Source organism: Streptomyces sp. ASQP_92 (assembly GCF_025399895.1).
GTDB lineage: Bacteria > Actinomycetota > Actinomycetes > Streptomycetales > Streptomycetaceae > Streptomyces.
The window spans coordinates 29,847-50,114 of record NZ_JAODUA010000018.1 but is presented as its reverse complement, the minus strand read 5'-3'; the positions used below and the strand labels follow the sequence as shown (position 1 = coordinate 50,114).

Sequence of the window (20,268 nt, the reverse complement as noted above, 5' to 3'; positions counted from 1 at the left end):
ACTGGTCTCGACCGCCGCGTAGTTGCCCTTGACCAACACATTGCCAGTGCTATATCAGCCGCCGACCAACCGGGGTTGGAAATCGTCGGCCGCCATCGGTGGCCAACTGATCGTTTGGCGTGTTACGTTCAGTCGTGCCTGGCACCGAAAGGCCGGGTGTCGGTCGTCGCGCTCCTCCTTGACCACGGGGACGCGAGGGCCGGGTAATCGGGGGAATGAAGTCCGGGGGGACCTTTCGGTTTCCACGCCTGTTCGGGTTGCCCTTATGGGCTTATTCCCCCTTGCGACGACGCAAGGGAAGAATCGAATGAACCGCAACTCTCTGCGCATGGCCGCCGTTTCCGCCATCGCCGCCGTCACCCTCGGCGGGGCCGCCGGCCTCGCCCAGGCCTCCGAGGCCCGGGTCGCCGCGCCGCAGGCCGTTTCCGTCACCCAGCAGGCCGAGGCCCAGCAGGCCGCGCACGCCCTCCTGGCGAGCCCGCTGGCGGCCCAGCTCACCCCGGCCGAGCAGGCCGAGATGAAGCAGATCGCCAGCGGCGAGTTCACCGCGGCCAGCAAGTGGTCCGCCATCCGCGCCGCCTTCAGCAAGGTGGGCGGCTTCGCCAAGGCCATCGCGGGCAAGTACAGCGACTTCAAGAAGTGGTACGACGGCCTGTCCTGGTGGGTGAAGGCCCCGCTCGCGGCCGTCAGCCCCGGCCTGACGATTCTCGACATCTACAACGCCCTGCACTGATGACGGCGGGGGGACCGGCCCGTTGACGGTCCCCCCGGCCAGTCGCATCCGGGGTGCACGCGACATCTCCCCGGAGTGTTCAGCGCGCGGTGTCGGCCGGGTCCGTCCGGACGGACCCGGCCGACACCGCCCTACGCCGAGACGGAGCGTTCTGGATGAACGACACCAAGTCCCCTCGCGCTCAAGGCGCGTGGGCCCTGCCGCTGTTGGCCCTCGCACCGCTGGCGGTCATCGGGATCCTCGCGGACCGGACCGCGCCCCTGTGGAGTTCGCTCTCCTGGGGGCTGTGGGCCCTGTCCGTCGTTCTGGTGGCGGTCGAGTGGGCGTGGGTCCTGCGCCACTCCACGCGCCGGTCGGCGCACTGGGGTATGTGCATTCTCGTCCACGCCATACTGGTCTGGCAGTTGATCGCCCTGGTGCTGCGGCCATGAAAGCTGCCGTGAAAGCAGCCATGCAATACAGCCGTGCATGACAGCCATGCAATAGTGCCGTGCACTAAGGCCGGGCAATACAGCCATGAAAGCACCCTGGATGAATGCATAGGTGCGACGCGCATTCCGCGATTTGTTTTGCGTCGTGAAGAGATGTGCTGTCCGGCCCTGAAGAGGTAATCGGGGACTTGGCGACGGCGAAGACGTCATCGGGGGAAGAAGCTCGCGAACGGCCTTTCGGTTTCCACGCCTGTTCAGACTGCCCGTGAAGACTTCCTCCCCCTTGCGATAACGCACGTCGCACCCTACCCGAGCCCCGCGCAGGCGAGCGGCTACCGGGCTCGCTCCGAGGCCCCGCGGCGCATCCACTGCATTCCACCCCTGATCGAGGAGATACCCCTGCCATGTCATGGGCGCGAAGCATCGCCGTGGGTCTGACGGCCCTCGGCGTGATCACCGCGGGCCTGTCGTCCGGCCCCGCGACCGGAGCGTCCGCCGCCCCGGCCGAACAGGGCCGCACCGCGCGGACCGGCGTGGCCGACGCCGTCTCCGGCAGCTACATCGTCACCCTCAAGGACGCGGTCGCCCGTGCCGACTCCGCCGCGGGACGGGCCGTCGCCCGGAAGTACGGCGTGACCGTGAAGCGCACCTACCGGCAGGCCGTCAACGGCTACGCGGTCCGGGCCTCCGAGGCGCAGGCCGAGCGGCTCGCCCGCGACCCCGCGGTCGCGTCGGTCTCGGCGGACCGCACCTTCCACGTCACCGCCTCCCAGCCCCGGCCGCCGTCCTGGGGGCTCGACAGGATCGACCAGCCGAAGCTGCCGCTGGACCGGAGGTACACCTACCCGGCCGGCGCCGGGTCCGGCGTGACCGCGTACATCATCGACAGCGGGGTGCGCATCACCCACCAGGACTTCGGCGGCCGGGCCTCCCACGGCTACGACGCCATCGACGACGACCTCGTGGCCCAGGACGGAAGCGGTCACGGCACCCATGTCGCGGCCATCGCCGCGGGCAGCCGCTACGGCGTCGCCAAGAAGGCGAAGATCGTCGCGGTGCGGGTGCTCGACGACGCGGGCTCCGGCACCACCGAGCAGATCGTCGCGGGCATCGACTGGGTGACGCGGCACGCGGCCAAGCCCGCCGTCGCCAACCTGTCGCTCAGCGGCGGGGTGGACGCGGTGGTCGACCAGGCGGTCCGCAGGTCCATCGCCTCCGGTGTGACGTACACCGTCGCGGCGGGCAACGACAGTCAGGACGCGTCCCTGCACTCCCCGGCCCGGGTCCGCGAAGCCATCACCGTGGGGGCCACCACCGAGCGGGACTCCCGCGACAGCCTCTCCAACTACGGCGGCGCGCTGGACCTGTTCGCGCCGGGGGAGTCCATCGCCTCGGCCTGGAACGCGAGCGACACCGCCACCGTCACCGACTCCGGTACGTCCATGGCGGCCCCGCACGCGGCCGGGGCCGCGGCCCTCTACCTGGCCGACCACCCCACGGCGCGGCCCGCCCAGGTGGCCGCCGCGCTGACCGCCGCGGCCACGACCGGCGTCGTCACGAGGCCCGGCGCCGGATCCCCGAACCGGCTTCTCGCCATCAAGGTGCCGCGCTGACCCCACCGCCGCCCGCACACCCCTTGCCTGACGATGCGTCAGCTATGACCATGGGGCCACCAACTCGGGTGACGGATCGTCAGATCAGGGTGGAGGCGGGCGCACGGTGCCGATACTGCCGAACGGGCGACTGGTGTACGGGATGCAGCTCCCGGTCCAGTCGCAGAGCACCATCTACGCGGAGCCGTGGGAGGCCGACGCCGGGCCAAAGGATCTGGCAGAGATCGCCCGCGCCGCCGAGCGGTCCGGCTTCGCCTACCTCGCGAGCTGCGACCACGTGGCCATCCCGCGCCGGCTCGCGGGCGCGATGAGCACCGTCTGGTACGACCCGGTCGCCACCCTCTCCTTCCTGGCGGGGGTCACCGACCGGGTCCTGCTGATGAGCCATGTGGCGGTGGCCGGGCTCCGGCACCCGCTGGTCACCGCGAAGCAGTACGCGACCCTGGACCACCTCAGCGGCGGCCGGCTGATCCTGGGCGTCGGCGCGGGCCACGTACGGGAGGAGTTCGAGGCGGTCGGCGCGGACTTCGAGCGGCGGGGGCCCGTCCTCGACGAGACCATCGACGCGCTGCGGGCCGCGCTCGGCCCCGAGGAGTACCCCTCCTTCCAGGGCCGGCGCTTCGCCTTCGAGGGGCTCGGCCAGCGGCCCCGGCCCGCCCAGCGGCAGGTGCCGATCTGGGTGGGCGGCTCGTCCCCCGCCGCCGTGCGCAGAGCCGCCCTGCGCGGCGACGGCTGGCTCCCGCAGGGCGACCCGCGCGGTGAACTTCCCGCGCAGATAGCCAAGTTGAAGTCACTTCGCGAACAGGCCGGGGTCGTCGACCCGATCACCGTCGGCGCGATCACCGAGGCGCTGTACGTCGGTGAACCCGGCTGGGACACCGGGCGACGCACCCTCACCGGCAAGCCCGAGGCCCTCGCCGAGTCGCTGCGCGCGTACCGCGAGATGGGCGTGGACCAGATCCAGGTGCGGTTCCGTTCGCGTACGCGGTCCGAACTCATCGACCAGATGGGCATGTTCGGGTCAGAGGTCGGCCCGCACCTCAATGACTGAATCGACTGAACAGTCTCCTCACGCACGGCCAGTACACCTCGACGAACAGGAGGACCGCATGGGCAAGCTCGATGGGCGGGTCGTCTTCATCACCGGTGCCGCACGGGGCCAGGGCGAACAGGAGGCGCGGCTCTTCGTGGCCGAGGGGGCCGGGGTCGTCATCGCCGATGTGCTCGACGAGCAGGGCGAGGCGCTGGCCAAGGAACTGGGGGAAGCCGCCCGCTACGTCCATCTCGATGTGAGCCGGGAGGAGGAGTGGGCGGCCGCGGTGGCGGCGGCGAAGGACGCCTTCGGGAAGATCGACGGCCTGGTCAACAACGCCGGGATCCTGCGCTTCAACGCGCTCGTCGACACGCCGCTGGACGAGTTCATGCGGGTGGTGCGGGTCAACCAGGTCGGCTGCTTCCTCGGCATCAAGACCGTGGCCCCCGAGATCGGCGCGGCGGGCGGCGGCACCATCGTCAACACCGCCTCGTACACGGCCATGACCGGTATGAGCGCGGTCGGCGCCTACGCGGCCACCAAGCACGCCATCCTCGGGCTCACCCGGGTCGCCGCGATGGAGCTCGCGCATCTGAAGATCCGGGTCAACGCGGTGTGCCCGGGCGCCATCGACACCGCGATGTCCAACCCTGCCCAGCTGGACCCGACGGCGGACCACGCGGAGACCTCGGCCGCCCTGGACGACCTCTACCGCAAGCTCGTGCCGCTCGGCCGGGTGGGCAGGCCCGAGGAGGTGGCCGCGCTCGCGCTCTTCCTGTCCGCCGGGGACTCCTCGTACATCACCGGCCAGCCGTTCGTGATCGACGGGGGCTGGCTCGCCGGCGTCTCGCTGTTCTGAGGCGGCGCGAGGCCGCCCGGAGACCAGTGCCTGACTGCGCGTCAGGTATTGACGGTCCTCGCGGCCGGTGGAACAGTCGAGCTCGTCACAATCTGACGGTGCGTCAGAAACAAGTGATTCCCATGAAGGAGAAGTCCCTTGGAATTCGGACTCTTTGTGCAGGGATACGTGCCGGCAGCACGGTCCGCGGTCGACCCCATGGCGGAGCACAAGGCGCTGATGGAGGAGACGAAGTACGTCATCCAGGCCGACAAGTCCGGCTTCAAGTACGCCTGGGCCTCCGAGCACCACTTCCTGGAGGAGTACTCGCACCTCTCGGCCAACGAGGTCTTCCTCGGCTACCTCGCGCACGCCACCGAGCGCATCCACCTCGGCTCGGGCATCTTCAACCCGCTGGCCCAGGTCAACCACCCGGTGAAGGTCGCCGAGAAGGTGGCCATGCTCGACCACCTCTCCGAGGGGCGCTTCGAGTTCGGCAGCGGACGCGGTGCCGGTTCGCACGAGATCCTGGGGTTCATACCGGGCGTCACCGATATGAACTACACCAAGGAGATCTGGGAAGAGACCATCGCGGAGTTCCCCAAGATGTGGCTCCAGGAGGAGTACCCGGGGTTCCAGGGCAAGCACTGGTCGCTGCCGCCCCGCAAGATCTTCCCCAAGCCGTACGGGAAGTCGCACCCGGCCATGTGGTACGCCGCCGGGTCGCCGCCCTCGTACGCCATGGCGGCGCGCAAGGGACTCGGGGTGCTCGGGTTCTCCGTGCAGAAGGTCTCCGACATGGAGTGGGTCCTGGAGCAGTACAAGACGGCCATCCAGGAGGCCGAACCCATCGGTGACTTCGTCAACGACAACGTCATGGTGACGTCCACGGCGATCTGTGCGCCCACGCACGACGAGGCGGTACGGATCGCCGTCGGCGGCGGGCTGAACCGGCTCCAGTCGCTGGTGTTCCGCTACCACGACACGTTCCCCCGTCCCGAGGGGATTCCGGAGTGGCCCGAGCTCCTGCCCGAGTACAACGCGGAGATCATCGAGTTGCTCATCGCGGAGGAGCTGATGATCTGCGGGGATCCGGACGAGGTGACGGCGCAGTGCAAGCGGTGGGAGCAGGCGGGGGCGGATCAGTTGTCGTTCGGGCTGCCGATCGGGGTGTCCTACGAGGACACGCTCCAGACGATTCGGCTCATCGGGGAGCATGTGATTCCGAAGATCGACACGGATCCGGTTCACCGGACGTCGCGCTTCCGCTCGGCCGCGGGGGGCTGAACGGCCGGGGGCTCCGCCGCGCCCCGGGCCCCCTGGGGCTCCGCCCCAGACCCCGGGCCCTTCGCCCACCCGCCCGCCCGTGCAGGGGGTTGGATGGTTCCGGCCCTCCTGGGGCTCCGCCCCAGACCCCGGGCCCTTCGCCCACCCGCCCGCCCGTGCAGGGGGTTGGATGGTGCGGGGCCTCCTGGGGCTCTGCCCCAGACCCCGAGGCACCTTTGCCCACCCACCCGCCTGTGACGGGGGTTGGTTGGCTCCGGGCCCTCTGGGGCTCTGCCCCAGACCCCGTTCGCGCCTTAAGGGCGCTCGTCCTCAATCGCCGGACGGGCTGAAGGTGCCCCAGCACCGAGTAGTTAAGGGGCGCGGGGAACTGCGCGACCAGCCACGCACGGCCCGCAGACCGAAGGGCCTTCAGGGGCGCGGGGAACTGCGCGAGAAGCGACCACGGTCCGCAGCCGACCGAGGGTTTTTGGGGGCGCGGGGAACTGCGCGACCAGCCCCGCGCGGTCCGCAGTCGAGAGGGGGTTCGGGGGGCGCGGGGAACTGCGCGAGCCACCCGTACGGTCCGCGGCCGAACCCACCCCCGGAGGGTTTCGGGAAGGGGCGGGGTGGGGGATCGCCGGGGCCCGGGGCCGAGCCCCGTACAGACGCGGGGCGGTGTCTTCCCGGACCGCCGTCCCGTCACCGCCCCCGGCCGGAGGCCATTCGCGGCGCCCCCGGCCGGGGGCGAACCCCCGCACCCGATGACCCCGCCGGGGCGCCCCCGCCCCCGATCACCCCGCCGAAGGCGCGACCCCGTACCCGCAACCGGCCTCCCAACCGGGGAGACCGCAACCAGCCCCCGCCCAAGGGAAGCCGCCCCCCCCGCCAAGGGAGAACACAACCAGGCCCCCCAGGCCAAGGGAGAAAGGGACCCCATGCTCGACCACCTGATCAAGGGCGCCACCCTCGTGGACGGCACCGGCGCCCCGGCGCGGGTCGCGGATGTCGGGATTCGGGGTGGGCGGATCGCCGTCGTCGCGCCGCCCGGCACCGTCACCGAGGAGGCCGCGAGCAGCGAGGACGCCTCCGGTCTCGTGCTGGCTCCCGGGTTCGTCGACCCGCACACCCACTACGACGCCCAGCTGTTCTGGGACCCGTACGCCACGCCGTCCATGAACCACGGCGTCACCACCGTCGCCGGCGGCAACTGCGGGTTCACCCTCGCCCCACTCCACCCGGACCGTCCCGAGGACGCCGACTACACCCGCCGGATGATGTCCAAGGTGGAGGGGATGTCCCTCAAGGCCCTTGAGGAGGGGGTGAGTTGGGGGTGGGCCAGCTTCGGTGACTATCTCGCCGCGCTGGACGGACGCATCGCCGTGAACGCCGGGTTCATGGTGGGCCACTGCGCCCTGCGCCGCCATGTCATGGGCCCGGACGCGGTCGGCGGGCAGCCCACCCCCGAGCAGCTCGACGCCATGCTCGCGCTGCTCCACGACGCGATGGACGCGGGGGCCTGGGGTCTTTCCACCACCCAGTCCTCCACCCACTCCGACGGCGACGGCAGGCCCGTCGCGTCCCGGCACGCTCTGCCCGCCGAGCTCCTCGCGCTGAGCGAGGCCGTCGGGCAGCACGAGGGGACGCAGCTCGAAGCGATCGTCGCCGGGTGCCTCGACCAGTTCGCGGACGAGGAGATCGACCTGCTGGTGGAGATGAGCGCCGCCGCGGGGCGTCCGCTCAACTGGAACGTGCTGACCATCGACGCCGCCGTACCCGAACGCGTACCGCGTCAGCTGGTGCCAAGTGAGCGTGCCCGCAAGGCCGGTGGGAGGATCGTCGCCCTCACGATGCCGATCCTCACGCCCATGAACATGTCGCTCGGCACGTTCTGCGCCCTCAACCTCATCCCCGGCTGGGGCGACATCCTCGCCCTGCCCGTCCCCGAACGCATCGACCGGCTGCGCGACGCCGAGGTGCGGGCCGAGATGCTGCGCCGCGCCGACAGCAAGGAAGCCGGGATCTTCCGCCGGCTCGCCAACTTCGGGCGGTACGTCATCGGCGACACCTACAGTCCCGAGAACGTGGGCCTGTCGGGGCGGGTCGTCGGTGACATCGCCGCCGAGCGGGGACTCGACCCCTTCCACTGCCTCGTCGAAATCTGCGCCAACGACCGCCTGCGGACGGTGCTTTGGCCCATGCCCACCGACAACGACCCCGCCACCTGGGCGCTGCGGCGCGAGACGTGGGAGCACGAGGACGTGCTGCTCGGCGGGTCCGACGCGGGGGCGCACCTCGACCGGATGTGCGGGGCGCCGTACACCACGCGTTTCCTCGGGGACTGTCTGCGCGGGCGCAAGCTCGTCCCCTTGGAGCGGGCCGTGCAGATGCTCACCGACGACCCCGCCCGGCTGTTCGGGCTGCGTGAGCGGGGGCGGATCGAGGAGGGGTTCCATGCCGACCTCGTCCTGTTCGACCCGGAGCGGATCGAGGCCGGGCCCGCCACTCTCGTGCACGACCTGCCGGGCGACAGCCCCCGGCTCGACTCCAAGGCGATCGGCGTCGTCTCGGTCCGGGTCAACGGCGTCGAGACCCTCCGCGACGACCGGGTGACGGGGGCCGTGCCCGGCACGGTCCTGCGTTCCGGACGCGACACCAGGACGGTGAGCACCAAGTGAGTCGAGTGCAACGCGGGCCCGCTGAAAGGAAGTTGTTCCTCGGCGGCGAGTGGGTCGAGCCCGACGGGGGGCACTACCCCGTGCTGGATCCCGCCACCGAGGAGGTCGTCGGGTACGCGCCCGAGGCCTCCCGCGAGCAGGTGTACCGGGCGGCCGCCGCCGCGCGGGAGGCGTTCGACGGGTGGTCGCGGACGCGTCCCGAGGAGCGGGCCGCGATCCTGGAGCGGGCGGCCGACCTCATGCAGCGCGACGCGGGGGTGAACACCGAGCTCGCCCGTGCCGAGACCGGCGCCACCACCGCCACCGCGCGCGGTATGCAGGTCGGGGTGGGGGTGTCGCGGTTCCGGCGGTATGCGAAGGGCGCCCTGGAGCCGGTGGAGCGGGCGCTCGTGCCGCAGATCAACGAGGCGGGGCCGATGGGGAGGGCCGGGGTGTTCGGGGCGCTCGCGGTGCGCCAGCCGGTGGGGGTGGTCACCTGCGTCACCTCGTACAACAACCCGTGGGCGAACCCGGCGGGCAAGGTCGCGCCCGCGCTCGCCATGGGCAACACGGTCGTGGTGAAGCCGGCCCCGCAGGACCCGCTGTCGGTGTTCCGCATGGCCGAGGCGCTGGAGGAGGCGGGGGTGCCGCGCGGGGTGGTGAACGTGGTCACCGGGTCCGCGCCGGCGGTCGGCGAGGCGGCCGTCGACTCGCCCGACGTCGACATGGTCTCCTTCACCGGCTCCACCGCCGTGGGGCAGCGCATCGCCGAGGTGTGCGGACGCCATATGAAACGGCAGTTGATGGAGTTGGGCGGCAAGGGGGCCGCGGTCGTCTTCGACGACGCCGACCTCGGCTCGGCGGTCGGCGGCATCGGCACCACGTTCTCGTTCTACAGCGGGCAGATCTGCACCGCGCCGACCCGGGTCCTGGTGCAGCGCGGTGTCCACGACCAACTGGTCGACAAACTCCGGGAGTACGCCGGATTCCTGAAGGTCGGCGACCCCACGGCGCCGGACACCGTGCTCGGCCCGGTGATCTCGGCGGCCCACCGCGACCGGGTCGAGTCATATGTGGAGCTGGGCCGCAAGGAGGGCGCGACGGTGGTCGCGGGCGGCGAACGCCCACCACTGGAGCGCGGGTTCTATGTGGCGCCGACCCTCCTCGCGGAGTGCACCAACGACATGCGGGTGGCCCGCGAGGAGATCTTCGGCCCGGTCGTCGTGGTCATCCCGTTCGACGACGAGGAGGAGGCCGTGGCGCTGGCCAACGACAGCGAGTACGGCCTGCTCGACTATGTGTGGTCCGGCGACGTGGCCCGCGCCTTCCGGGTCGCGCGGCGGCTGCGCGCGGGCGGGGTCGGCGTGAACACCATCGGCCGGAACATGGAGGCGCCGTTCGGCGGCTTCAAGAAGAGCGGGGTGGGCCGCGACGTCGGCTCGTACGCGCTGCACGCGTACAGCGAACTCCAGTCGATCGTCTGGCCCGGCTGACCGCCGCCCCGTCCCGCCTACTTCGGCTGGAGCTCGGCCATCTTGTTCCAGCCCTGGCCGGGCACCTCGACGTTGATGATCTCCGGGGTCTCGGCGATGGCCCCGGCCATCGACTCCATGCCGGCCCGGAAGTGGTCGGAGTCGACGTGTGCCTCTCCCGCGGCGGAGTCGGCGAAGGCTTCGAGCAGGGTGTACTGGTTCGGGTCGTCCACGCTCCGCGACCAGTCGTAGAACAGGTTGCCCGGCTCGGCGCGGGTGGCCCGGGTGAAGTCGTCGACGATGGTGAGCCAGTTGTCGGCGTGCTCGGGACGGACGGTGAACCGTACGGCGATGAAGATCATGCCTCCACTGTGCCAGCCCCACCCGAGCCCCGCGAAACCGGCCATACCGGGCGTCGATGGCCCGGGGGCCGGGGTCCGCCTGCCGGTCCCCGGCTGTGCGGACGCCGTCGGCGCATGTACGTGGAGCTAGTCGCGGGCGAAGTCGTCGGTCCGGAGGACCAGGCCGACGACGGTTCCCTCGAGGTCGATGGGGGCGCCGAAGTCGAGGGTGAGCTCGCTGCGGTACTTGCCGTCCTTGGGCAGGGTGTGGAGGTGCCACTCGCCGGCGTAGGGGTCGACGATCAGGTACACCGGGACGCCGGCCGTGGCGTACGCCTCCTTCTTCGGGCCGTAGTCGTTGGCCGCGGTGCTCCGGGAGATCACCTCCGCGACGCACTCGATGTCCTGGTAGCGCCAGAGCCCTTTGTCATTCTTCTCCGCGTCGCCAGCCAGCGCCGTGACGTCGGTCGCGAACCCGTTGAGGTGTCCGGGGAAGTCGATGCGCACGTCGGACTTGAGGCGTCGGCGCGGATACCTGGCCCGGAGCTGTTCGAGGAGGTTCGCTGTGATGTCCCAGTGGACATCGCGCTGCGGCGACATGTAGATGGCCCCCTTGACGACCTCGACCTTGTATCCCTCGGGGACGCGCATGTGCTCGATCAGCTCGAACATCAAGTCGAGCGTGAGCTCGTCGCTCTGGTCGGCCATCCTGATCCTGTCGTCGACAGCAGTCACCGTGGCGCTCCTCCCCGCCGCGTGTGGTCACAGGCGGCCGCGCAGTACAACGATACGCACGGTGACGACGTCACGCCGGGCCGCGTCAGCCGTCAGAACAGGGACCCGCGTCAGCCGCCCAGGAACACCGGGTTCGTGAACGCCGCCAGGGGGCCCGGCAGGCCCGGGGTCGTGGCGGGGTGGCGGACCTCGGCGCGGATGTAGGTGGCGTACGCCGGGGTGGTCTCCCAGGTCGTGGTGGCGGGGGAGGTCGCGAGGGTGGTCGTGTGCAGGGTGCCCTGGTCGGTGACGAAGGAGGCCGTGCAGCCGGGAGCGCCGGTCACCTCCAGGCGGGCCGTCACGGGCTCGTCGGGTGCGGCGCGCAGGCGTTCGCCGATGCCCGCGTGCTGGCCGTGGCCGCCGGAGACGGTGAAGGACAGGGAGAGCGCGGCCGACTCCGCCACATAGGAGCGGCCCGCTCTCAGGCCCGCCTGGATCGCCCGGGTCGTCAGGTCGTCGGCCAGCACCACCGTCTGCGGGCCGCCGATGCGGTCCGGGTCGCGGTGGGCGTCGCTGTTGCCCATCGCCGGAAGCCACGGCCTGCCCGAACGGGCGGACAGGGCAAGGGAGTTGTCCCATTCGGCGAGGGAGACCTCGTCGTCCGGGGTGTAGGTGCCGTTCCACACCTCCACCGCGTCCGCATCGCCGAAGCCGAACTTCCAGTTGCAGCCGACGCAGGTGGCATGCGGGTGGGCGGGGACGACCAGGCCGCCCGCCGCGCGGACCTGGCGCGCGAAGTGGCCGAAACGGTTGTCCCGGGCCCGGTAGCGCCAGTCGATGAACCGGCCGGGCTCGGTGCCGAGGGCCAGCACGTGGCCGTTGCGCGTGGTGATCTCCTCGCCCGTCATGATCAGCAGGTCGTCGCCCCACAGGCCCTGCCAGGCCCGGTGGCCCGAGGTGGTGTTGTGCTCGGAGGTGTTGATGAAGTCGAGGCCCGCCGCCCGCGCCAGCGCCGCGATCTCGGCCGGGGTGCGGCCGCCGTCGGAGTGCACCGAGTGCAGGTGGCAGTCCCCCCGGTACCAGGCCCGGCCGCGCCCCTTGGCCCGGGGCGGCGGATAGACCGGCGCCGGTACCGTGCCCGCCTCGCCGTACTTCAGGGTGATCGTCACCGTGTACGGCAGGCCGTGCGGGGCCACCGTGTACGGGCCCAGCGCGATGTGCCAGGTCCCGGCGCGCACGGGGCCGCGTAGATAGCCCGGGGTCGCGTCGTCGGCCCGGATGAAGAACGCCGTGCGCGCCCCGCCCGACCAGCCCCGGAACCCGGCCCCGCCGAGTGCCGTGCGGCGCTCGTCGAAGATGCCGATGTCGAGCGCGTTGTTCTGGGTGCCGGGCGGCACGTTCGCCTTCTCGTACGCGTACGAGACCGCCAACTCCCGCACGCCGTACGGGACTTCCACGGGCAGGTAGACGAAGTCGGGGGAGCCGGGCGGGAGGGTGCCGTGCACCACCCGGGTCTCGTCGGGGCGACCAGGGCGGCCGGGGTGGGTGCCCCCGGGGCCGCCGTCGCCCGGTGCGGCGTGCGCGAAGGTCACGGTTCCCAAGGTGAGGGCGGTGGCCGCGCCCGACGCGATGAGTCCTCGCCTGCCGATGGATCCGGATCCGTTCTCGGTCATGAGCTGGGCTCCCAATGAGTCGAGAGGGTGGGGGCGGTGGGGCTTCTGGATGCCTGCCCACTCTCGTACCCTCGGGTGAACGCGGGGAGTCCCACGGGTTGTTGGGCCGTGCCGATCCGGCCGACTGCGCGGCCCCGCGTCCCCGAGCGCGCCGGCTCCCCGAGCCTTCGCGCCCCCTGCGGGCCGCGCTCCCCTCTTGCGCAGTTCCCCGCGCCCCTGAACCCGCTCGAACCTGCGGGCCGTGTTCGCTTCTTGCGCAGTTCCCCGCGCCCCTAAAACCTGCTTTCGTCCGCAGGCCGTGGTCGCTTCTCGCGCAGTTCCCCGCGCCCCTAACTACTCGGCGCTGGCCAGCATGGCCACCTCAGCCCGTCCGGCGTTTGAGGACGAGCGCCCTTTAGGCGCGATACGGGGTCTGGGGCGGAGCCCCAGGGCGTCTGCGGGCTGCGGGTGGTTGCTCGCGCAGTTCCCCGCGCCCCTTAGGTGCTTGGTGCGGGCCAGTGCGGGCATACCCAGCCCGTCCGGCGTTTGAGGACGAGCGCCGTTCAGGCGCGAACGGGGTCTGGGGCGGAGCCCCAGGGGGCTTTTGGCTGCGGGCCGTGCGTGGCTGGTCGCGCAGTTCCCCGCGCCCCTGGGGGCTGGTGCTGGGCCACGTGGGCCGCTTCGGCCGGTCCGGGTGTGCCCGGGCGGTGCCGGGGCCGCCCGGTGCCGGGCATTCAGCCCGGCCGGCGATTGAGGACGGGGTGGCCTTGCGGGGCGGCGGGGCGGGGGATAGGAAGTGAGCCCCATCGCGGACCGACCGGAAGGTATGCCGATGCGCATCGCCGTCACCGTCTTCCTGACCGACCAGACGATCACCCCCGTCCGCCTCGCCCGGGAACTGGAGGCGCGCGGATTCTCCGGGCTGTATCTGCCCGAGCACACCCACATCCCGGTGGAGCGGACCACCCCCTACCCGGCGGGGGGTGAGCTGCCGGCGGAGTACGGGCGCACCCTCGACCCCTTCGTGGCGCTCGGCCAGGTCGCGGCGGTGACCGAGAACCTGCACCTCGGTACCGGCATCACGCTGGTCGCCCAGCGCGACCCGATCGACCTCGCCAAGCAGATCGCGACCCTCGACCACCTCAGCGGCGGCCGCTTCACGCTCGGGCTCGGTTTCGGCTGGAACAAGGAGGAGGCCGCCGACCACGGGGTGGAGTGGGGCACCCGGCGCGAACTGGTCCGCGACCGCATGGCCCTGATGCGCGCCCTGTGGGCGGCCGAACCGACCGCGTACGAGGGCGAGTTCGGGTCGGTACGTGCCTCCTACGCCCACCCCAAGCCGTACCGCGACGGCGCGCCCCGCATCCTGGTCGGGGGCGCCGCCGGGCCCAAGCTGTTCGCGCACATCGCCGAGTACGCCAACGGCTGGCTGCCCATCGGCGGGCGCGGTTTGAGCGAATCGCTGCCGGTGCTGCGCCAGGTGTGGCAGGACGCCGGGCGCGCGGCGAGCGACCTGGAGGTCGTCCCGTACGCGGTCCTGCCGGCCCCCGGCAAGCTCGCCCACTACGCGGAGCTCGGCATCGAGGAGGTCGTCCTGCAACTGCCGTCGGCCGACGAGACGGGCGTGCTGAAGGTGCTGGACGAGTACGCCCCGTATCTGTAGGCGACACCGGGCGGGCGCACCCCGCACCGGGGAGCGGGCGCGAGAAAGGGGGCGGCCGTGGTGGCCGCCCCCGGAAGTGGGTGCCTCAGCTCAGCGGGAGTTCCAGATACGAGGGCTCCTCGTCGGGCGAGGTGATGGTGACGGTGCCCGGGTTGGCGTTGGCGTCGCCGTAGAACGGGTCCACCGAGTCCAGGACCAGCATCAGACGGTGCCCGGCCCGCACGTCGTACCCGGTGACCTGGAGCGCGATGTCGGCGGTGGCCGGTGTATGGGGGGTGGCGCCCAGCACGGTGTACGGGGCGTGCGTGATGATGCGGCCGAACCCGAGCGCGTTGACGTCGAAGAGGTACGCGACGAACGTGGCGTCCGGCTCGCTCGGCGCCACGGTCACCCGCAACCGCGGCACCCCGCGCAGCTGGTGGCGGGAGGGCAGCGGCGCGCTCGTCCACACCCCGGCCGCCGCCCGGTCGATGCGGCCCGTCCGGTACACCTTGGGGAGCCCGGCGAGTTCCGCGTAGCCGGTGAGCAGGATCTGGTCGGCGACGGTGGCCGGGGTGTCGGTCCCGGTGGTGAACGTGGTGTGCCAGCCGTTGGTGGGCTTGTCCAGGAGGCCGCCGTCCTTGCCGTCCTCGGCCGGCCCGGTGAGGTAGAAGCGCTCGGGGGTGCCGGCCGCCGCGTGCCAGGTCGGCCGGGACTCCAGGGCGCGGCCCCACATGACCTCGCTGACGACCTGGTCCCGGTCGCCGGACTCGGAGTCGAAGGCGGCGGCCGCGGCCTCGTCGTCGTCGGTCTCCAGCAGATGCTGGTCGAACCAGCGGTGTGCTTCCTCCCAGACGCGGTTGGGCAGGCCCAGGATGCCGCTCATCTCGGGGCCCGAGTGGTCGCCGATCGACCAGAGCAGCCGCTTGGGGCCGCTGAGCGCGTTGAACGTCTTCAGCGTCTGGTTGCCGGGGAACAGCGTCTCGTGCCAGGCCTGTGCGAAGAGCACCGGCACCGCACGGGAGTTGAGCTTGTCGACGCGGTGGTAGGGCGAGCGCTCGGCCGCCCACACCAGCGTCTCCTCGACGTTCTCGTTGGCCAGGACGTCGTCGAAGGCCCGCTGGGTGCGCTCGCTGAGCCGGGCCGTCGAGGCGGCGTTCAGGAGCGTCTTCACGGCGGCCACGTGGCGGGTGTTGTTCTCGTAGAACGCCTCGCCCAGATCGCCCCAGGTGCTGAGCGCGACCACAGCGTTCACCCGGGGCTCCTCGGCGGCGACCAGCTGGCTGATGCCGGAGCCGTAGGAGTCGCCGAGGAAGCCGATCCTGCCGACCGCGTCCGGGCCGCCGGCCTGGGAGACGAGGTGGTCGAGCGCCGCGATCCCGTCCGCGACGTCCTTCTCCCCGGCCACCTCGACCTCGCCGCCGGACTCGCCGAAGCCCCGCGCGGTGTAGGCCAGTACGTGGTAGCCGCGCCGGGCGAAGCGCATGGCCTGGATGGCGTAGACGAGCCAGCCCTGCTTGGCCCACGGGGAGGGCATCACGATCAGCGGGTGCGGTCCCTCGCCGTTGTGCAGCCATAACGCGGCGTCGAGCTCCACCCCTTCGCCGGCCGGCACCCGCACCCCGTCCAGGAAGGTCGCGGCCTCTCGTGTGCCGGCGACCTCGGCCGCCCGGGCGGGGCCGAGCGTCGAGGTGTCTCCGGTGCGCAGCGCCTGGACGACCTGTCCCAGCGCCCCTTCGTCCAGTTCCGGGTAGAGGCTCAGCACGGTGTCCGGTCGCGTTCCGTCGGAAGTCACGTTGTCCCACCCCTGGTTCGTCGACGTGCATGGGTTGTCGCCCGGGCCCGGGGCGACTCCCAGTATCGAGTCGAACGCGCTGGGTAGTGCGCGGTTTGCGAGGATCGGCCGGAAACGTTCCCCGGGCGGTACCGGGAGGGGCGCGAGTGACGCCCGGCGCCCCGCGGCGAACCCCCGCTCGTATCCTCGAAGGATGACTTCCAGCGCGCAGCCCCCGCAGGCCGAAGGGCCGGGCCCCGTTCCGCGGCCCGGTGCCGCACCGACCGCCAACTCGATGCGGCGCGCGCTGAAACGCGCCAGGGACGGCGTGGCGCTCGACGTCGCCGAGGCGGCCGTGCTGCTCCAGGCCCGCGGCGACGACCTCGACGACCTGACCCGCTCCGCCGCCCGGGTCCGCGACGCGGGCCTCGAAGCCGCGGGCAGGCCAGGGGTCATCACGTACTCCAAGAGCGTCTTCATCCCGCTCACCCGGCTGTGCCGGGACAAGTGCCACTACTGCACCTTCGTCACCGTGCCCGGCAAGCTCCGCCGGGACGGCCACTCCATGTTCATGTCCCCCGACGAGGTGCTCGACGTCGCCCGCAGGGGGGCCGAACTAGGCTGCAAGGAAGCCCTGATCACCCTCGGCGACAAGCCCGAGGACCGCTGGCCCGAGGCCCGCGAGTGGCTGGACGCGCACGGCTACGACGACACGATCGCCTATGTACGCGCCATGGCGATCCGCATCCTGGAGGAGACCGGGCTGCTTCCGCACCTCAACCCCGGGGTGCTGTCGTGGACCGACTTCCAGCGCCTCAAGCCGGTCGCGCCCTCGATGGGGATGATGCTGGAGACCACCGCGACCCGGCTGTGGTCCGAGCCGGGCGGCCCGCATTACGGCTCCCCGGACAAGGAACCGGCCGTACGGCTGCGGGTGTTGGAGGACGCGGGCCGCTCCTCGGTGCCGTTCACCAGCGGGCTGCTGATCGGCATCGGCGAGACGTACGAGGAGCGCGCCGACTCGCTGTTCGCGCTGCGCCGTATCGCCCGCTCCTACCATGGCATCCAGGAGCTGATCATCCAGAACTTCCGCGCCAAGCCGGACACGGCGATGCGCGGCATGCCGGACGCCGAACTCGACGACCTGGTCGCCACCGTCGCCGTCGCCCGGCACATCATGGGCCCGGCGGCCTGCCTCCAGGCGCCGCCCAACCTGGTGGCGGGCGAGTACGGGCGGCTGATCGGCGCGGGCATCGACGACTGGGGCGGCGTCTCGCCGGTCACCATCGACCACGTCAACCCCGAGCGGCCCTGGCCGCGCATCGAGGAGCTGGCGCACAAGTCCGCGGCGGAGGGCTTCGTCCTGCGCGAACGGCTGTGCATCTACCCGGAGTTCGTCCAGCGCGGCGAGCCGTGGCTCGACCCCCGGCTGCTGCCGCACGTGCGCGCGCTCGCCGATCCGGAGACGGGCCTGGCCGACGAGACGGCCGAGGTGCGCGGCCTGCCCTGGCAGGAACCGGACGAGGGCTTCACCGCCACCGGCCGCACCGATCTGCACCGCACCATCGACACCGAGGGCCGCACCGGCGACCGCCGTGAGGACTTCGACTCCGTGTACGGCGACTGGGGCGCGCTGCGCGAGGCGGCCGCCCCGGGCATGGTGCCCTCCCGCATCGACGCCGACGTACGCCAGGCGCTCGCGGTCGCCGCCGACGACCCGACGAAGCTGACCGACGCCGAGGCGCTGGCCCTGCTGCACGCGGACGGCGAGGCGCTCGACGCGCTGTGCCGGATCGCGGACGACGTCCGCAGGTCGATGGTGGGCGACGACGTGACGTACATCGTCACGCGGAACATCAACTTCACCAACGTCTGCTACACGGGCTGCCGCTTCTGCGCCTTCGCGCAGCGCCGCACGGACGCGGACGCGTACACCCTCTCGCTCTCCCAGGTCGCCGACCGGGCCGAACAGGCCTGGCAGGTGGGCGCGGTCGAGGTCTGCATGCAGGGCGGCATCCACCCCGACCTGCCCGGCACGGCCTACTTCGACATCGCGCGCGCGGTCAAGGAGCGGGTGCCGGGGATGCACGTCCACGCGTTCTCACCGATGGAGGTCGTCAACGGCGCCACCCGCACGGGGATGTCGATCCGCGAGTGGCTGACCGAGGCGAAGGCGGCCGGTCTGGACTCGATCCCCGGCACGGCGGCGGAGATCCTGGACGACGAGGTCCGCTGGATCCTCACCAAGGGAAAGCTGCCGACGGCCACCTGGATCGAGGTCGTACGCACCGCCCACGAGCTGGGCATCCGCTCCTCCTCCACGATGATGTACGGCCATGTCGACCAGCCCCGCCACTGGCTCGGCCACTTCCGCACCCTGTCCCGCATCCAGCAGGACGCTCTCGCCAACAACGTGGCCGGCTTCACCGAGTTCGTGACGCTGCCCTTCATCCACACCAACGCCCCGGTGTATCTGGCGGGCATCGCCCGCCCCGGCCCCACCGCCCGCGACAACCGCGCGGTGACCGCGATGGCCCGCCTGCTGCTGCACCCGCACATCCCCAACATCCAGACGAGCTGGGTGAAGCTGGGCCAGGAGGGCGCGGCCGAGATGCTGCGTTCCGGCGCGAACGACCTGGGCGGCACGCTGATGGAGGAGACCATCTCCCGTATGGCGGGCTCCAGTTACGGCTCCTACCGCTCCATCAAGGACCTGGTGGCCATCGCGGAGGCGGCGGGCCGCCCGTCCCGTCCGCGCACCACCCTGTACGGGGAGGTGGCGGACGAGCGGATGACGGCCGCCCACGCCTCGGACGGCCATCTGCCCGAGCTGCTGCCGGTGGTGGGGGACTAGGCCCCCGTGGTGGCGGGGGGCTCGGGCCGGTCCAGTGCCAGCGTGCCGGGCGTGTAGCGCATCCCGTACGGCTCCCCGAGGGCGTTGACCTTGGCCAGGTCCATCGTGCCCTCGGGGGTGCGCGCGGCGGGGCCCGCCACGAAGAGGTCCTCCAGGAAGCGGTCCCAGCCGCCGGGCGTGGAGATCTGCAAGGTGCGGACGGGGGGCTGGGAGGCGTTGCGCATGGCGTGCGGGACGCCGTGGGGGAGCAGGGCGCACATGCCGGCGGTCAGCCGGTGGGTCGCGCCCCGGTAGTCGATCTCCATCTCGCCCTCCAGGACGTAGACGAACTCGTCCATCAACGCGTGGACGTGCGGCGGGACATCGACGTCGAGCCGGTTCTCCAGGACGACGAGGCGGCCCTCGCTGTCGGTGGTGGTGACCTTGACGCCGAATCCGGGCGGCAGCGGAACGCGGGTGGGGCGCGTCTCGCCGGGTGCGAGCACGACGAAGCGGTCCTCGGGGGTCGTGGACATGGCGGTGCCTTCCTGTACGGCGGACGGCCCGTCGCTCACGGGCCGATGGCGGACGGGATCACCGTACGCCTCAAGTGGAGGAAAAGCTCCAGATAATTCGGGCGCCTAGCATGTTCCGCATGACAGGACTGCGTGCCGACGCCCGGCGGAACCGGGAGAAGATCCTGGCTGCGGCCCGGGACCTGTTCCGCGAACAGGGCACCGCCGTCGCCCTCGACGACATCGCGCGCCGCGCGGAGGTCGGCATCGGCACGCTCTACCGGCGCTTCCCCGACCGGGACGCGCTGATCACCGACGTCGCTCTGGAGGGGTTCGAGACGGGCCTCGCGGCGGTCGAGGCGGCCCGCGCGGCCGGCGGCGGCACGGTCGAGGTCCTGGCCGAGATGTTCCGCCGGGTCGTCGCCCAGCGCGACCGTCTGGTCATGCCGCTCATCGGCGGCCCCGTGGTGCGCGACCCCCGCGTGCGGGAGCTTCAGCGCGCGATCCTGGACGCGCTGGAGGAGGTGCTCGCCGAGGGGCGGGCCGAAGGGGTCCTGCGGACCGACGTCACCGCGTTCGACCTGATCGGGGCGGCCGCGATGGCCTGCCGTCCCATGCCGCACCTGCCGTCCGGGGTGGCCGCCGCGCTCGCCGCGCGCCATGTCGCGGTCTACCTCCACGGCCTGCGGCCCGAAGGCGCCCTGGCGCTCCCCGCTATGGTCGAGGTCGGGGAGCATCTCGGGCTCGCGTGACCGCG

The 20,268-nt window shown here is 71.8% G+C and carries 16 protein-coding genes; 11 read left to right on the top strand and 5 right to left on the bottom strand.

Going from position 1 to position 20,268, the window contains the following annotated elements; all coding sequences use genetic code 11:
• Positions 1-307 precede the first annotated feature (307 nt).
• The 8 genes from N4G70_RS29645 (at position 308) to N4G70_RS29610 (ending at position 10,061) form a co-directional block, all read left to right on the top strand.
• Positions 308-733 carry a hypothetical protein gene (locus N4G70_RS29645; protein ID WP_261715828.1) on the top strand — a complete coding sequence of 142 codons (426 nt, stop codon included), beginning with the start codon at positions 308-310 and terminating at the stop codon, positions 731-733.
• A gap of 155 nt (positions 734-888) precedes the next feature.
• Complete coding sequence (locus tag N4G70_RS29640; RefSeq protein WP_261715827.1) at positions 889-1,164, top strand: hypothetical protein; 276 nt, start codon at positions 889-891, stop codon at positions 1,162-1,164.
• Positions 1,165-1,568: 404 nt separating this feature from the next.
• Positions 1,569-2,777 (top strand): S8 family peptidase, encoded by a 1,209-nt coding sequence (locus N4G70_RS29635; protein WP_261715826.1) that lies wholly within the window; start codon positions 1,569-1,571, stop codon positions 2,775-2,777.
• Between the two features lie 142 nt (positions 2,778-2,919).
• Positions 2,920-3,828 (top strand): LLM class F420-dependent oxidoreductase, encoded by a 909-nt coding sequence (locus N4G70_RS29630; protein WP_261715906.1) that lies wholly within the window; start codon positions 2,920-2,922, stop codon positions 3,826-3,828.
• Between the two features lie 58 nt (positions 3,829-3,886).
• A complete protein-coding gene (locus N4G70_RS29625) occupies positions 3,887-4,669 on the top strand; it encodes an SDR family NAD(P)-dependent oxidoreductase (protein ID WP_261715825.1) in 783 nt (260 codons plus the stop codon).
• A gap of 138 nt (positions 4,670-4,807) precedes the next feature.
• Entirely contained in the window at positions 4,808-5,935 is a 1,128-nt protein-coding gene (locus tag N4G70_RS29620) for an LLM class flavin-dependent oxidoreductase (RefSeq protein ID WP_261715824.1), read from the top strand.
• A 914-nt stretch (positions 5,936-6,849) separates the two neighbouring features.
• On the top strand, positions 6,850-8,589 hold the full coding sequence (locus tag N4G70_RS29615; protein WP_261715823.1) for an amidohydrolase family protein: 1,740 nt from the start codon (positions 6,850-6,852) through the stop codon (positions 8,587-8,589).
• Positions 8,586-10,061, top strand: coding sequence for an aldehyde dehydrogenase family protein (locus tag N4G70_RS29610; protein ID WP_261715822.1), 1,476 nt, complete (start codon positions 8,586-8,588; stop codon positions 10,059-10,061). Before N4G70_RS29615 ends, N4G70_RS29610 begins: the two co-directional genes overlap by 4 nt.
• A gap of 17 nt (positions 10,062-10,078) precedes the next feature.
• Here N4G70_RS29610 and N4G70_RS29605 read toward each other — a convergent pair whose 3' ends face one another.
• From N4G70_RS29605 to N4G70_RS29595, 3 genes are all read right to left on the bottom strand, one after another.
• Positions 10,079-10,402, bottom strand: a complete 324-nt coding sequence (locus N4G70_RS29605; RefSeq protein ID WP_261715821.1) for a putative quinol monooxygenase — start codon at positions 10,400-10,402, stop codon at positions 10,079-10,081.
• A gap of 126 nt (positions 10,403-10,528) precedes the next feature.
• A complete protein-coding gene (locus N4G70_RS29600) occupies positions 10,529-11,116 on the bottom strand; it encodes a Uma2 family endonuclease (RefSeq protein WP_261715820.1) in 588 nt (195 codons plus the stop codon).
• A gap of 110 nt (positions 11,117-11,226) precedes the next feature.
• Entirely contained in the window at positions 11,227-12,768 is a 1,542-nt protein-coding gene (locus N4G70_RS29595; protein WP_261715819.1) for a CehA/McbA family metallohydrolase, read from the bottom strand.
• Positions 12,769-13,579: 811 nt separating this feature from the next.
• Between N4G70_RS29595 and N4G70_RS29590 the strand changes: the two genes are divergently transcribed.
• Complete coding sequence (locus N4G70_RS29590) at positions 13,580-14,410, top strand: LLM class F420-dependent oxidoreductase (protein ID WP_261715818.1); 831 nt, start codon at positions 13,580-13,582, stop codon at positions 14,408-14,410.
• Positions 14,411-14,495: 85 nt separating this feature from the next.
• Here N4G70_RS29590 and N4G70_RS29585 read toward each other — a convergent pair whose 3' ends face one another.
• Complete coding sequence (locus N4G70_RS29585; protein ID WP_261715817.1) at positions 14,496-16,184, bottom strand: CocE/NonD family hydrolase; 1,689 nt, start codon at positions 16,182-16,184, stop codon at positions 14,496-14,498.
• 193 nt (positions 16,185-16,377) lie between these two features.
• On the opposite strand from N4G70_RS29585, the gene N4G70_RS29580 reads away from it, so the two are divergent.
• Entirely contained in the window at positions 16,378-19,017 is a 2,640-nt protein-coding gene (locus N4G70_RS29580; protein WP_261715816.1) for a bifunctional FO biosynthesis protein CofGH, read from the top strand.
• On the opposite strand, the gene N4G70_RS29575 is transcribed toward N4G70_RS29580, so the two are convergent.
• Positions 19,014-19,532 carry a cupin domain-containing protein gene (locus tag N4G70_RS29575; protein ID WP_261715815.1) on the bottom strand — a complete coding sequence of 173 codons (519 nt, stop codon included), beginning with the start codon at positions 19,530-19,532 and terminating at the stop codon, positions 19,014-19,016. The genes N4G70_RS29580 and N4G70_RS29575 overlap by 4 nt on opposite strands.
• A gap of 119 nt (positions 19,533-19,651) precedes the next feature.
• On the opposite strand from N4G70_RS29575, the gene N4G70_RS29570 reads away from it, so the two are divergent.
• On the top strand, positions 19,652-20,263 hold the full coding sequence (locus N4G70_RS29570) for a TetR/AcrR family transcriptional regulator (RefSeq protein ID WP_261715814.1): 612 nt from the start codon (positions 19,652-19,654) through the stop codon (positions 20,261-20,263).
• Positions 20,264-20,268 lie beyond the last annotated feature (5 nt).